The following is a 13969-nucleotide window of genomic DNA, read 5'->3' as shown; positions in this document are numbered from 1 at the left end:
TATTTAAAAACTAACCAGTTTGATCCAAACGAGTACCTAAAGTTTCGATATGCATTGGGAAAGTATTATTTTTGCGATCTTCAAAATAATGTCTGAGCGTTCGTTCCACACTTGGAAAAGCTAAATCATTCCATGGAATTTCATGCTCTTCAAATAAACGGCTTTCAATGGTTTCTTCACCCGCGCCAAATACACCATCTTTAATGTGTGTTTTAAATAATACGTAAATTTGCCCGATACGAGGAATATTGTACATGCAGTACAATTGTTCGATTTCTACTTCGGCTTCAGATTCTTCACGTGTTTCGCGAGCTGCACCTTCTTCCATCGTTTCAAACAGTTCCATATATCCAGCAGGAAGTGTCCATAAACCATAGCGTGGCTCAATTGCACGGCGACACAGCAAAACTTTATTGTCCCAAATGGCGAGCGCACCGCAAATCACTTTGGGATTGACATAATGAATGGTACCGCAGTTGGTACAGACTTTACGGACTTTTTGATCACCTAATGGTATTTTTTCTATTGTCGTTTGACCACAAATAGTGCAAAAACTCATGAGCTTCATTGTAAATTTGAGATAACTCAGCATAACTGAAAAATTTCAGTTTCGCATCATTTATAGCCTTATCCATAAAATTTCATATATGATGTAAATAGAACAAAAAGGTAAGAGTGTCATTAATGCAGGATCATGAGTTAACCCAAGTATTGCAAAATCGATTACGTTTTGGCAAAAGAACACATCCTGCCAAGGCCGCAGTACTGGTTGCAATTACTCAAGAAGCCGATCCTAAAATATTACTAACAAGACGATCTGTTTACTTATCCAATCATGCAGGTGAGGTTTCTTTTCCTGGCGGTAAGCGCGACCCCAATGATACCAGTAATATCGTTGTTGCTTTACGTGAGGCATGGGAAGAAACTGCATTAAATCCATTTGATGTACAACTGATCGGTGATTTACCGATGGAGCGTGCGAAAAGTGGAATGACTGTAAAACCCGTTGTGGGGCTTATTCCTCCAGATGTAAATTTAATCGCTCAACCAACCGAAATTGATCGTATTTTCTATGCCCCAATTAAAAAAATGATGGAAGCTCAACCGATTCCTTATGAAGTTCGTCTTGCACATCAATCTGTTTATTTTCCAAGTTTAAGAATTGAAAATGAAGTCATTTGGGGCTTAACTGCACGAATTTTAATTTCACTGTTTAAGTATGGTTTGGATTATCAAAAAAACTGGCCTTTTTTGCTTAATCCACCGACTTTGACTTCAAAATTTTTTAATAAGAAGTAATCAGCTACACAAGGAACAGTTGTTATGATGTACAAATTTAAAGGTTATGCACCGAAAGCATTGCATGAACCTTTTGATGGCTGGGTTGCAGATAATGCAACGGTCATTGGACAAGTTGAATTTGGTCAGCAAGTTAGTGTTTGGTTTGGCGCAGTTATTCGTGCGGACAATTCTAAAATTCGAATCGGTAATTTTAGTAATGTTCAGGAAAATACGGTTTTGCATACCGATGCAGGTATTGAGTTGAACGTCGGAAACTATGTCACTATTGGACATCAAGCGATGCTGCATGGTTGTACCATTGGCGATAATAGTTTAATTGGTATCAATGCCGTTATTCTCAACAATGCCGTGATTGGAAAAAATTGTATTATCGGGGCAAACAGTTTAATTCCAGAAGGCAAAGTGATTCCAGACAATTCATTGGTGGTTGGCTCACCGGGTAAGGTTGTGCGAACTTTGGATGAAAATGCAGAAAATTTATTGAAAATGAGTGCATTGCATTATGCTTCTCATTATAAGGATTTTATTGATTTAGAAGTGTTTCAATTCGAAAAATGATTTTTAATTCGCTTTAAAGTTGATGAAAAGCCAAGAATTGTTTCTTGGTTTTTTTATGCAATATTTTTATATCTTTCGCTTTGGTGCTAAGCGCTCGCACTCTTGAAATGAGTGGAGTATCATAGTCAGCATTTTTAATACAGTTAAGGTTGTGCATGAAATTGCTGGCATTGGAAACTGCCAATGAGCAGTGTTCCGTTTCAATTGTTGATGAAACAAAAACGCTATATTTTCAACTTGATGAACGAGCAAAGGCACAAACTCAAACCATTTTACCAATGATTGAGCAGGGCTTCGAGCAAACACAGATTAAAAATGAGCAGCTTACAGCGATTGCTTTTAGTCGTGGGCCGGGCTCATTTAGTGGTGTGCGTATCAATGCGGCAGTGACGCAAGCTTTGGCATGGGCCAATGATATTCCAGTCATTCCTGTTTCAACTTTACAAGCACTCGCTCAAGCTGCATTTAGATTATTACAACTGACTGAAGTAACAGCAGTTTTAGATGCGCGAATGAAAGAAGTCTATATGGCGAGCTTTAAGCTTGATCAAAATAATATTATGCAACTCGTAGATGAAGAAAAGCTACTTGACTATCAACATGCTACTGAATATCAAAAATATACATTGGTTGGCTCTGGTTCAGCTTTAGTTAAGGAAGAGGCGATAGAGTTGCGCCACATTACTGCAACTGCTGAAGACATAGCAACGATTGCACGTCAAAATGCAATTGAAAAACATTGGTTCAGCGCTGAACAGGCCTTGCCCGTATATTTACGTGATGATGCATGGAAAAAAATTGCAGAACAAGGCAAACCATAATCGTTTTTTAGATTTAAATTTTAGGATTGAACATGGATCTTTTACTGCTTTTCAAAGCAGCTATCATGGGTATTGTTGAAGGTATTACCGAATTTTTACCTATTTCAAGTACTGGGCATTTAATTCTTGCTTCTGAATTGATGAATTTCTGGACCAAAGAAAAAAGTGATGTGTTTGTGATCGCAATTCAAATGGGTGCGATTGCGGCTGTGATCTATGAGTATTGGGGCAAACTGTGGGGGGCTGCGACGGGCTTATTCACAGGAGAGAAAAAAGGCCGACATCTCGGTATTAGTATTATTGTTGCTTCGATTCCAATTATCATCGTTGGTCTTACATTTGGGCAAACTGTTAAAGATTTGTTATTTAATGATATTACAGTTGCGATGGGTTTAATTATTGGCGGTTTGATTATTTGGTGGGTTGAAAAAAATCCCCCTAAAGTCAATGCAGTTGAAGTTGATAATATTTCCATCAAAGAGGCAGCATATATCGGCTTGATTCAGATTTTGTCTTTGATCCCTGGAACTTCACGCTCAGGTGCAACCATTATTGGTGCAATGATGCTCGGCGTTTCACGTAAAGCAGCCACTGAGTTTTCATTCTTTCTCGGTATCCCTGTGATTATTGGCGCAGGTTTACTCGATCTTTATCAAAGCTATGATGTATTTACAACAACCCAAGATTGGGCAGTATTGGCAACAGGAATCATCGTTTCTTTTATTTCAGCATTAATTCTGATTCGTGTTTTGGTTGCGTATGTAGCTAAACGAGACTTTATGGTCTTTGCTTGGTATCGTATTGCATCAGGGCTATTGATTTTATTATTTGCATTAACAGGTTGGAGATTATGGTAAGCGATATTCGCTTATTTACTGAATCCACATTTTTAGAGGAAGCACAGTCTTATCAAACTGTGCTTTCTTCACGTGGTGTGAGTGTAAATGTTGAAATCATTGAAAAACTCAATGCACGTTTTTTAAGGTTAAACCCTGAAATTGCGCTCTGTGCAGATGCATCGGGTTTAAGTTTATGTACCAATGGCATGAAAATGCAGCCAGACTGGAAAGCTGAGATCCCACGATTGAAACGTGCCAGTATTAAGTCTGAAATGATCGCGCGTGCCTGTAACATTGCTGAAAAACCTTCTTTGATTGATGCAACAGCAGGTTTAGGGCATGACACTTTGTTAATGGCTTGTTTAGGTGCTGAAGTGAGTTTGATCGAACGTCATCCGATTTTATTTACATTATTGGAAGATTCAAAAGTGCAAGCTGAAAATGATCCATTTCTATCGAAAGTGGTCAGTCGTATCCAATTGATTTTTGCTGATTCCAGTGAATATCTTAATCAAGCGATTCTTGAAAATAAAAAAGTCGATGTGGTTTATTTAGATCCGATGTTTCCACAACGAGATCAAAATCAGCAGGCGATTAAAAAGCAAGCCCAAGTCAAAAAACAAATGCAATTGTTACATATGCTTTTACCTGAAGATGGTGAAATGGATCTAGGGGATCATCTTTTAGTCTTAGCCCAGCAAATTGCCAAGCGAGTTGTGGTAAAACGACCTAGACTGGCTGTGTTTTTAAATGATCAACAACCAGATCATCAATGGCAAGGCGATGCTTGTCGTTTTGATGCATATTTTAGCAACAAGGTTATTGAGTAATTTGGTAACTGTTTCAATAATAGCCGAATTATTGATATATAGTTAAATGAAGCATTGATAAAATTTTAGCCGAGCATAAACTAGATATGCTGATTTAAGCCACCGCCTTTAAAGACTCTTTATGATAGATCTTAAACCATCAATTAACTTCTGGCATGATTTACAAAGTAACCAACGTGCAGGGGTTTGGTTATTTCTAGGATCTCGAAAGTCCTTACAAATAGTCCGACCATCCATTCTTCAGCTTATTTTTTGGGGGCTGATGGGCGGATGTGCCAATACGTTATTCAGTTGGTTAGTGGCAGGCGATGGTGGTGTATTTAATCAACAAGGCTTGGTCAGCTATGCGCTATGGCCTTTTATCGCACTGATTGTTGGTATTTTTCTTTCTCAGCGTACCAATAACCCACGTTTGATGCTCGTACCTGCGCTGCTATGGTTAGTTCTTGATACACACATTATGTTGTTTCAATGCCTATTACAATATTTAGGCAATCAAGATCTATTACCTTATGTGCTTTATGATGTTATTCCTTTACTGTTTTTTGCCTTATTTATTTGGCAAAGCCTTGCAGTGGTTTGGGTGATTTCTAGGGAGCTACACTGGCCGTGGTGGGAGCGTGCTTTGATTATGTTCGCGACAATCGCAACATTATTTACATGGCAAGTTTCGATTAAAGAGCAACCGATTTGGAAGGTTGAAGAAGTTCCACCGAGTCTGAGTGAAAAAGCATTTTATGGACAAGGGCTTGTACTGAATAAAGCCTTAGAACAAGTTCAATTTGGTGAATTTGCCCAAACGCATTGGTATTTTTTAGGCGTTGCTGGGGTGAGTTATCAAGATGTTTTTAAATTTGAAATAGACCGTATTAAAGAACAATTTGATACCCGTTTTGGTACTTTTGGGCGTTCCATTGAATTAGTCAATAATGCTGCAAGTATCAACGAAACTCCGATAGCTTCAAAAACCAGTATGGATCTTGCGTTACGCCGTATTGGGCAACAGATGAATCGTGAGAGTGATGTATTATTTTTATATATGACATCACATGGTTTACCAAATCAGTTTGAGATGGAAAATGAGCCCATTGATTTAGATGATGTCGATCCTAAATGGCTCAGAGAAAGCCTTGATAAATCTGGAATTCGTTGGAAAGTCATTGTGATTTCAGCCTGTTATTCAGGTAGCTTTATTCCAGCACTACAATCACCAGATACTTTGATTATTACCGCATCTGCCGCAGATCGTGCTTCATTTGGCTGTTCCAATGAAGCGGATTACACCTATTTTGGTCGTGCATTCTTTGATCAAGCCATGCGAGAGCAAAGTACATTGAAAGCTGCGTTTAATGAAGCCAGTGAAACGGTTGCGAAGTGGGAAAATGCACAAGGTTTTGAGCCATCAGAACCTCAATTGGTGATTGGTAAAAATATAGAAATGATGTTGCCACAATTGGAACAGCATTTATTCCCGCAACAAGGGAACGCCAATACTGCACAGGCTCAAAGTACAAAATCAGATACGCAACAAAAGCAATTGTTAACTGCGACGCCTGAATAAACGCTGTTCATTCATTGTTAATGTCAAAACATAGGGAATTGAAAATGGAACTACTCAGTAAAAATATCTGTTTTGATGGTGAACAAAGAGTCTATCAAATTCAATCTAAAGCTTTAAAAGGAACAACGAAGTTTGCTGCTTTTATTCCACCGCAAGCTTTAGAGGGACAAAAATGTCCAGCTTTATATTATTTGGCGGGTTTAACTTGCACTGAAGAAACGTTTATTATTAAAGCACATGCACAGCGTTTGGCTGCACAATTGGGTTTGATTCTGATCGCACCTGATACATCTCCAAGAGGCGAAAATGTTGCACAAGGCGATTCATGGGACTTAGGACAAGGTGCTGGTTTTTATTTAAATGCCACACAAGCACCATGGGCTGAGCATTTCCAAATGGAAAGCTATATTGTTGATGAATTATATCCTTTACTTATCCAAGAGTTACCTATACAAGCTGAGGCAGTTGGGATTTTTGGTCACAGTATGGGCGGTCATGGTGCATTAACTTTGGCTTGGAAATATCCTGAGAAATTTAAATCCATTTCTGCATTTGCACCGATTTGTGCGCCGTGTGAATGTCCTTGGGGTGAAAAGGCTTTTTCAAACTATTTAGGTAATGATCGATCTGAATGGATCAAGCATGATGCAACACAATTGCTTTTAAGCAAAGGGCAATTATTTGATGAAGTCTTGATTGATCAAGGTGTCAATGATCAATTCTATAGTCAATTGAACCCTGAGAAATATCAGCAGGCGTGTAGCGAAGTCGGGCAGAAACTTACCCTAAGATTTCAAGACGGCTATGATCATGGTTATTATTTCATACAAAGTTTTATGGATGATCATTTGCAATTTCATGCGTTGCAGCTACAAAAGTAATAAATTTTAAAAGATTAGACTTCATGTACAAGTTTATTTTTTATGAAGTTTGATGATCAAAATATATTTAAAAATCAGGGTTTATCTCTGATTTTTTTGATCAGTGCAGAGATGTATCAACTAAAAGATAAAGACAATTGAGAAACTATTTCATTATGGTGTTAAAAAATATACACTGAGTTGAACGACTTTTTTGAATTAAAAATCAAATAATATTTGGCAATAAGAGAAGAATGATGCAGAACCAAACAACGTCAGATTTTCCTGAAAGTTCAACTTTAAACTTAGACAAAATACCATCAACAGTTGATACACCAACCGAGCAACAATATCCAAGAGTTCGCCGTTTTAAATTTCATGGTAATGCGATGGAATATTTTGGTATTTGGATCGTGAATATTCTACTCACAATCGTGACTTTGAGCTTATATGCACCGTGGGCAAAAGTGCGTCGTTTACGTTATTTTTATGGCAATACCGAATTTTTTAGACGACGCTTTGATTTTACCGGTATACCGACAAAGATCTTGATTGGTCGTTTGATTGCATTAGGTATTTATGCTGCATTTAGTGTTTCATCGCAGTATTCGATGACAGCCACAGTGGTTGGTTTCGTGTTGCTTTATATGGCAGTGCCTTGGCTCATTCGTGCAACCATGCGATTTACGGCAAGAAATAGTAAGTTTGGGAACAGTCGTTTTTATTTTGCGGGAACAACCAAAGAGTCCTATAAAGTATTTTTCCTCAGTATTGCAGTTTATATTTTCTCTTTAGGTATTTTTTCCCCTGTAGCGATTTGGTTATATAAAAAATATTATATTAATCATTTATATGCTGGACAATTAGAATTTAAATTACATGCGGATTGGCCTGCATATATGAGCGCAGTTTATGTGCCAATTTTTATGTCTTTTGGTGTCATGATCGCATTTGGAATCGTCTATTTTAGCATCGTTGGTGCGATTGCAGGCTTTTCACCGCACATGGTCATGATCGGTGTATTTGCGATTTATGCAATTGCAGGGCTATTTATCTATCCATTAAGTGCAGCACGTATTTTCATTACCACTTGGAACAACACCACAGTTGGACACAGTCAATTTAAAACAGATTGTAATCAATGGCGATATGCATGGATTATTGCATCAAACTGGATAGTGAAAATTTTCACAATAGGATTGATGTCTGCTTGGGCTGCGATTCGTCTTCACAAATATCAAGTTGAGTCGATGAGTTTAATTTTACATGATGATCCTGATCAAATGATTAATCTTGCTCAACAAGAGCAAAGCGCACTTGCAGAAGAGATCAGCGACATCTTCGATATCGATATTTCTTTATAATGCTATGAATGTATAACTCTATGAAACAGTCATGTGAATTGGATGGTCTATGTCACAAACGATTGATGTAATTTTCTATGATGGCGTGGTGTCTAAACCACAGCATGCTCAAGTTTCGGCATTATCACCATTAGAAGTCTTGATTCGCTATGGTGAGCAGTTGCAACATCAACGACGTTACTTATATGACGATATGGTGTTGATTGGTGCTTTGGGACAATTACATCCAGTCATTGAGTTAAATGACGATGCTCGAATCGAATTTCAGGGCCCATTACCTGAGTGGTTTAATTATGGGACTAAAAATGTTCAGCATTCGGTTTGGAAATTGGAACGTTCTCCAAGCTTGATCATTTTTAGTCTTGTTTTTGTGGTTGCGTTTGGTTTTGCATTAATCAAATGGGGCATACCTGCGGCTTCTCATTATGTCGCATTTAAATTACCTGCGAATACTTTGAATAAAATTGGTGATCAAGTTGAAGAGTATGTACTTGATAATATGACCAAACCAAGCCATCTTGCACAAGGTCAAAAAGACCAGATCAAGGCACAGTATTTATCTACGATTGCTGAAGGTCGGCCCGCTAAATTGATTTTTCGAGAGGGAGATCATTTAGGAGCAAATGCTGTCGCACTTCCAAACAACACCATTATTATTACCGATGAGCTGATTGAATTAGCACATAGTGATCAAGAAATTTTAGGTGTTTTGGCACATGAGCAAGGGCATTTAGTCGAAAGACATAGTTTGCAACAAGGGCTTTCTAGCTTGGGAATGAGTGTGCTGTATATCGCTATCACAGGGGACAGTTCAGATTTATTGTCGTCTTTGCCCGCAGCAATGGTCGGTGCGAATTATTCACGTAAATTTGAAAAACAAGCAGATTTATATGCTTTAAATTTGATGGATCGCAAGCATATCGAAGTTTCACATTTTGCTAACTTTTTGCAGCGTTTAAACGATGAAGTGACTGCTGAAGAAAAGGCAGATAAAGAAAAGACAGAAGACTCTAAGCAAAAGTCTGATCAAGATAAAAAATCTGATCAAACGGGATCGCAAAAGGAACAGACTGAACAACATGTTTCTTTAGATGTTTTGGATGCTTTATCTTCACACCCTGCGACTGAGGAACGTATTCAGATGGTTCGTGATTTTGAGAAGCAGCAACAATCACGGGCATTACAACCAAAACAGCAATAATAGCTCTATTCAACAGTAGAATATTTTAGATGATTTGTTTGCTCCGTACTTTAAAAAGGCGGAGCTTTGATTTATAGCAAGTAAGTTTATAAAGTAAGTAAAATTTTAAAATGATCAAGATCGGTAAAACTGTTGGTTTTTGAAACAATTCAGCGTTTTAACTTTGTTATACTATGCAAAATCCAAATTCTTGCTAGGTTGATTCATGTCCAAGCCATATCTCATTGCACCTTCAATTCTTTCTGCTGACTTTGCTCGTTTAGGTGAAGAAGTTGAAAATGTATTGGCAGCAGGCGCAGATGTTGTTCATTTTGATGTCATGGATAATCACTATGTCCCAAATTTAACTTTTGGCGCAGGTGTGTGTAAAGCATTGAAAAAATATGGAATTAAAGCACCGATTGATGTACATCTGATGGTTTCACCTGTGGATCGTATGATTGGTGATTTCTTGGAGGCAGGTGCAGACATTATCACTTTCCATCCTGAAGCTACTCATCATATTGACCGTTCTTTACAGTTGATTAAATCAGGTGGCGCTAAAGCGGGTTTAGTCTTTAACCCTGCAACACCATTACATTATCTTGACTATGTTTTAGATAAAGTGGATCAAGTGTTATTGATGAGTGTAAACCCTGGTTTTGGTGGTCAAACTTTTATCCCAATGACTTTAGAAAAATTACGCCAAGCACGTCAAATGATTGATGCTTCAGGTCGTGATATTCGTTTGGAAGTGGATGGCGGTGTAACTCCTGCCAATATCCGTGAAATTGCTGAAGCAGGTGCAGACATGTTTGTTGCAGGTTCAGCGATTTTCGGTAAACCTGATTATCAAGCTGTTATTAACGAAATGCGTGCTGAATTAGCAAAAGTGGGTAGTGTAAATACATAAACCTTTCCACAATCTCGCCACTTGTCTTGTGGATAACTTTGACGATAACTCTATGGATAACTGTGTTGATAACCACATGGATAAATTGAGTTTAAAATAACCAAAGTAATATCAATGATTTGTGATATCGCTAAGTTTTGATTGAAAAAGAGCCGAAATGGCTCTTTTTTTTAGTTTTTAGATTTAGCATTCATTGAGTAAAACAGTATTCATTTTTAATTATTGTGAATGAAATGCTTATTCGCTCATTCATGCTTTGATCTATAACAGCTTAGTTTTTTGTGAAGTGTATTTGCTAGATACTCGATTCTTGTATATGCTTTATTTATACCCATTGTTTATTTAAATTTGGTTCTTATGTTCACTCAACTCTGCAAACAAGCTTGGTTTGTTTGTCTTATGGTTTTTGCCATAGGGTGGAGTAGTGTGTCTATTGCATCTGTAAAAACCATGCATATGAGTATGCAGATGCAACATGAGCAAATGATGAATCAGATGGGGACAGCGCAACATCAGCAAATGATGCAAGCGATGACTGTTCAAGACATGAAAGCACATTGTGCGGATATGCAAATGCAGTTAGACGAACATCATGCGAATACAGATTTACAAAAACAAAATTTGGCAGATTGCCATAAACAATTGATTCAATTCAAACAAGTACAACATTCTGAATGTCAGGATTGTGCTCTATTTTCATGTCAATCTTCGATTGTTTGGTTTAATAGCGACATTCCTCAGTTGGATTCACCTGAGCATTCTCCGCATCTAAATACTTTACAAAGTTCTTATCAAGTTCAACATCTTGCAGGTCATTGGCAAGAAATTTTGCGTCCTCCCAAAGCTTAATCTTAATTTTAAAATTATTCATTTTTAAATCATTTTTAAAATTACAGGATTAAGTCATGTCTATAAAATTATCACAAAGTGTGATCATCGCTGTCTGTATGCTTTCCTCAACATGGGGCTTTGCAGCAGTGAAAGAATATCATCTCAACATTGATGAAGGGACTGTCAATGTGACAGGTAAACCTTTACAGCGCATCACAGTCAATGGAAAGTTTCCTGCACCACTTCTTGAGTTTGAAGAAGGGGACGATGCGGTTATTCATGTGCATAACAATTTAAAAAACCAAGATTCATCATTGCATTGGCACGGTTTGCTGTTACCCGGAATGATGGATGGTGTTCCCGGTTTTAATGGATTTAATGGCATCAAACCGAATCAGGATTTTACTTATAAATTTAAAGTTCGCCAAAGTGGTACTTATTGGTATCACGCTCATTCCAAAGGTCAAGAACAAGACGGTTTATATGGTGCTTTGGTTATTTATCCAAAGGGAAACAAGCCTTTGGCTGAACATGAAAAAACAGACCGTGATTATGTGGTGATGTTGTCTGATTTTCATGAGCAAAAAAGTGATCAGATCCAAAAGAATCTAAAAATTTCTGCTGAATATTATCAAAATCAGCGTGAAACTTTGGGCGATGTTTGGAAGCAAGCCAAACGTGATGGCTTAGGTGCTACGTGGTCTGATCGTAAAATGTGGAATCAGATGCGAATGCTCAAAACTGACTTGTCGGATGTTACGGGTTATACCTTTTTGGTAAATGGTCAAACGCCTAAACAAAACTGGACAGCACAGTTTAAACCGAACGAAAAAGTCCGTTTACGCTTTATCAATGCTTCAGCCATGTCTTTTTTTGATGTACGTATTCCCAACTTAAAAATGACTGTGGTGAGTGCGGATGGTCAGCCAGTAAAACCTGTCAATATCGATGAGTTTCGTATCGGAACAGCTGAAACTTATGATGTGATTGTAGAACCAAAAACGGAGGATTATCAGATTCAAGCGGAGTCGATTGACCGTTCAGGTTTTGCAATAGCGACTTTGCATAATGAACTCAACCCAATCACACAGAATATACAGATGCCACAGGCTCGACCTCGTGCATTGTTGAATATGGGGGATATGGGACACGGTGCTACTGATCATTCAGATATGGATCATTCAAAAATGAATCATGACGATATGCAAAGCATGGATCATTCGAAAATGAATCATGACGATATGCAGAGTATGGATCACTCGAAAATGAATCATGATGATATGCAAGGTATGGATCATTCACAGCATCAACAAACGACATCTACTAAAAATGATGATGTGGTGGAAGGTTGGGCAAATGCATCTACGCCAAAGGGTGATAAAGCACTGCAATACAGTGATTTAAAGTCATTAACACCGCAAGCTGATACTCGTGAAGCGACCAGTGAATTGGTGATTCGTCTAGGTGGAACTATGGAACGCTATATCTGGACGATCAATGGCAAGAAGTTCAGTGATGCAGAACCACTCAAAGTGAAATATGGCGAACGTATTCGAATCAAATTTATCAATGACAGTATGATGGCGCATCCAATGCATTTACATGGCATGTTTATGCAGTTGGAAAATGGTCAAGCTGCGGTAGATATGCCGAATAAACATACCATTATTGTACCTCCTGCAAAAACCGTTACTGCTTTGCTTACCGCTGATGAATTAGGAGAATGGGCAATCCATTGTCATTTGTTGTTCCACATGAGCGCAGGCATGATGAATAAGTTGATTGTGGCGAATGTAACAGATGGAAAGCTGTCAACGACGTCTATATCAAAAACGACCATAGAAAAACAAGGCAACGCTAACACTGTGAATTCAGCAACTGAGCAGAAAGGAGATGAACATGCGCATCACTAATTTATTTCCTAAAACATTTTCCAAAACAGTGCTAGCGAGTTCATTGTTATTACTGAGTGGCTTGGTTTTAGCGCATGAAGGGCATGTGGATATTTCACCGCAACAGGTATCTGAACAACAGAATGATATGTCTGAAATGGATCATTCCAAAATGAACCATAATGATATGCAACAGATGGATCATTCTCAGCATCAATCCTCTCTGACTCAAGCTAATCAAGCTGAGCATTCTCAGACTAAACATTCCCAAACAAAGAAGCAGATGGCTGAAAACCATCAGGGACATGATCACCGTACAGAACACGGGGCACAGATTTATACGGTCACTACTTTGGACAATAAATGGTTGTTGAATGAAGATGGTGAGGGTGCATTAAAATCTGAGTTTGAAACACGTATTGGTACAGATGAAAATAAAATTTTCATTAAAGCGCATTTGGATAAACATGAATCGCATGATGCTGAATATGATGTCAAAGCACTCTATAGCCGTATGATTTCAGACTTTTGGGATGCGCAAATAGGTGCGCGCTATCGAGTTGAAAAAGTAGCACTAGATCATCATCGTAAGGATACTGAAGAAAAATTGGATGCTGTGATTGGTTTGCATGGTATGGCGCCGTATTTCTTTGAAACAGATGCCTACCTTTATGCAGGTGAAGATCATTATGCTGGTTTTAGTTTAGAAACCGAGCGTGATTTGCTGCTGACGCAAAAGCTTATATTTAAACCTTATTTAGATATGGATGTTATTTTCAGTGACGACTCAAAATATGCCAAAAAATCAGGTCTAAGCAATATCACTGCGGGTTTAGAAACACGCTATGAAATCAGTAAAAAAGTGATGCCTTACCTCGATATTGCCTATGAATATTCTAAGGGCAATGATTCAACTGCTTGGCAGTTAGAAAGTGATTCTGAAAAGGGTTGGTTATACGGCGCGGGCATTCGCTTCAAGTTTTAATACGGCAATTTTAGTATTTTGATTCAATATAAT

14 protein-coding genes are annotated in these 13969 nt (G+C 38.0%); 13 read left to right on the top strand and 1 reads right to left on the bottom strand.

Annotated elements, in window-relative coordinates; genetic code table 11:
- Positions 1–10: 10 nt before the first annotated feature.
- The gene (locus tag GGG_RS0112125) at positions 11–559 is read right to left on the bottom strand and encodes an NUDIX hydrolase (RefSeq protein WP_029574568.1); all 549 of its coding nucleotides are present in this window, start codon (positions 557–559) and stop codon (positions 11–13) included.
- A 125-nt stretch (positions 560–684) separates the two neighbouring features.
- On the opposite strand from GGG_RS0112125, the gene GGG_RS0112120 reads away from it, so the two are divergent.
- From GGG_RS0112120 to GGG_RS0112055, 13 genes are all read left to right on the top strand, one after another.
- Complete coding sequence (locus tag GGG_RS0112120; RefSeq protein ID WP_010115243.1) at positions 685–1299, top strand: CoA pyrophosphatase; 615 nt, start codon at positions 685–687, stop codon at positions 1297–1299.
- Positions 1300–1323: 24 nt separating this feature from the next.
- Positions 1324–1860 (top strand): gamma carbonic anhydrase family protein, encoded by a 537-nt coding sequence (locus GGG_RS0112115; protein ID WP_010115241.1) that lies wholly within the window; start codon positions 1324–1326, stop codon positions 1858–1860.
- A gap of 155 nt (positions 1861–2015) precedes the next feature.
- Positions 2016–2681: a tRNA (adenosine(37)-N6)-threonylcarbamoyltransferase complex dimerization subunit type 1 TsaB gene (tsaB, locus tag GGG_RS0112110; protein WP_010115239.1), complete on the top strand. Its 666-nt coding sequence runs from the start codon at positions 2016–2018 to the stop codon at positions 2679–2681.
- A 32-nt stretch (positions 2682–2713) separates the two neighbouring features.
- Positions 2714–3538 (top strand): undecaprenyl-diphosphate phosphatase, encoded by an 825-nt coding sequence (locus GGG_RS0112105; RefSeq protein WP_010115237.1) that lies wholly within the window; start codon positions 2714–2716, stop codon positions 3536–3538.
- A 5-nt stretch (positions 3539–3543) separates the two neighbouring features.
- On the top strand, positions 3544–4350 hold the full coding sequence (locus GGG_RS0112100) for a class I SAM-dependent methyltransferase (RefSeq protein ID WP_171057698.1): 807 nt from the start codon (positions 3544–3546) through the stop codon (positions 4348–4350).
- Positions 4351–4471: 121 nt separating this feature from the next.
- Entirely contained in the window at positions 4472–5911 is a 1440-nt protein-coding gene (locus tag GGG_RS0112095; RefSeq protein WP_029574567.1) for a C13 family peptidase, read from the top strand.
- Positions 5912–5955: 44 nt separating this feature from the next.
- Positions 5956–6792: an S-formylglutathione hydrolase gene (fghA, locus tag GGG_RS0112090; RefSeq protein ID WP_010115231.1), complete on the top strand. Its 837-nt coding sequence runs from the start codon at positions 5956–5958 to the stop codon at positions 6790–6792.
- A gap of 236 nt (positions 6793–7028) precedes the next feature.
- Positions 7029–8135 carry a YjgN family protein gene (locus GGG_RS0112080; RefSeq protein ID WP_010115228.1) on the top strand — a complete coding sequence of 369 codons (1107 nt, stop codon included), beginning with the start codon at positions 7029–7031 and terminating at the stop codon, positions 8133–8135.
- Positions 8136–8184: 49 nt separating this feature from the next.
- Positions 8185–9336, top strand: coding sequence for a M48 family metallopeptidase (locus tag GGG_RS0112075; RefSeq protein ID WP_010115226.1), 1152 nt, complete (start codon positions 8185–8187; stop codon positions 9334–9336).
- A 205-nt stretch (positions 9337–9541) separates the two neighbouring features.
- A complete protein-coding gene (gene rpe / locus GGG_RS0112070; RefSeq protein ID WP_010115225.1) occupies positions 9542–10228 on the top strand; it encodes a ribulose-phosphate 3-epimerase in 687 nt (228 codons plus the stop codon).
- Between the two features lie 426 nt (positions 10229–10654).
- Entirely contained in the window at positions 10655–11077 is a 423-nt protein-coding gene (locus GGG_RS0112065) for a hypothetical protein (protein ID WP_010115224.1), read from the top strand.
- A gap of 56 nt (positions 11078–11133) precedes the next feature.
- Complete coding sequence (locus GGG_RS0112060; protein WP_010115223.1) at positions 11134–12972, top strand: copper resistance system multicopper oxidase; 1839 nt, start codon at positions 11134–11136, stop codon at positions 12970–12972.
- Positions 12959–13936: a copper resistance protein B gene (locus GGG_RS0112055; RefSeq protein WP_010115222.1), complete on the top strand. Its 978-nt coding sequence runs from the start codon at positions 12959–12961 to the stop codon at positions 13934–13936. Before GGG_RS0112060 ends, GGG_RS0112055 begins: the two co-directional genes overlap by 14 nt.
- The last annotated feature ends 33 nt before the right edge of the window (positions 13937–13969 follow it).

The sequence above is a fragment of the Acinetobacter sp. P8-3-8 genome (assembly GCF_000214135.1).
GTDB lineage: Bacteria > Pseudomonadota > Gammaproteobacteria > Pseudomonadales > Moraxellaceae > Acinetobacter.
Note: the sequence above shows the minus strand (reverse complement) of the source record. Positions and strands in the feature narration are given on the sequence as shown.

Excerpts from the sequence above, each read along its gene's own strand:
- GGG_RS0112055 (WP_010115222.1), top strand. The coding sequence starts at position 12,959 with ATGCGCATCACTAATTTATTTCCTAAAACATTTTCCAAAACAGTGCTA.
- GGG_RS0112120 (WP_010115243.1), top strand. The coding sequence starts at position 685 with ATGCAGGATCATGAGTTAACCCAAGTATTGCAAAATCGATTACGTTTT.
- GGG_RS0112105 (WP_010115237.1), top strand. The coding sequence starts at position 2,714 with ATGGATCTTTTACTGCTTTTCAAAGCAGCTATCATGGGTATTGTTGAA.
- GGG_RS0112075 (WP_010115226.1), top strand. The coding sequence starts at position 8,185 with ATGTCACAAACGATTGATGTAATTTTCTATGATGGCGTGGTGTCTAAA.
- rpe (WP_010115225.1), top strand. The coding sequence starts at position 9,542 with ATGTCCAAGCCATATCTCATTGCACCTTCAATTCTTTCTGCTGACTTT.
- fghA (WP_010115231.1), top strand. The coding sequence starts at position 5,956 with ATGGAACTACTCAGTAAAAATATCTGTTTTGATGGTGAACAAAGAGTC.
- GGG_RS0112095 (WP_029574567.1), top strand. The coding sequence starts at position 4,472 with ATGATAGATCTTAAACCATCAATTAACTTCTGGCATGATTTACAAAGT.
- GGG_RS0112115 (WP_010115241.1), top strand. The coding sequence starts at position 1,324 with ATGATGTACAAATTTAAAGGTTATGCACCGAAAGCATTGCATGAACCT.
- GGG_RS0112125 (WP_029574568.1), bottom strand. The coding sequence starts at position 559 with ATGAGTTTTTGCACTATTTGTGGTCAAACGACAATAGAAAAAATACCA.
- GGG_RS0112060 (WP_010115223.1), top strand. The coding sequence starts at position 11,134 with ATGTCTATAAAATTATCACAAAGTGTGATCATCGCTGTCTGTATGCTT.
- GGG_RS0112080 (WP_010115228.1), top strand. The coding sequence starts at position 7,029 with ATGCAGAACCAAACAACGTCAGATTTTCCTGAAAGTTCAACTTTAAAC.
- tsaB (WP_010115239.1), top strand. The coding sequence starts at position 2,016 with ATGAAATTGCTGGCATTGGAAACTGCCAATGAGCAGTGTTCCGTTTCA.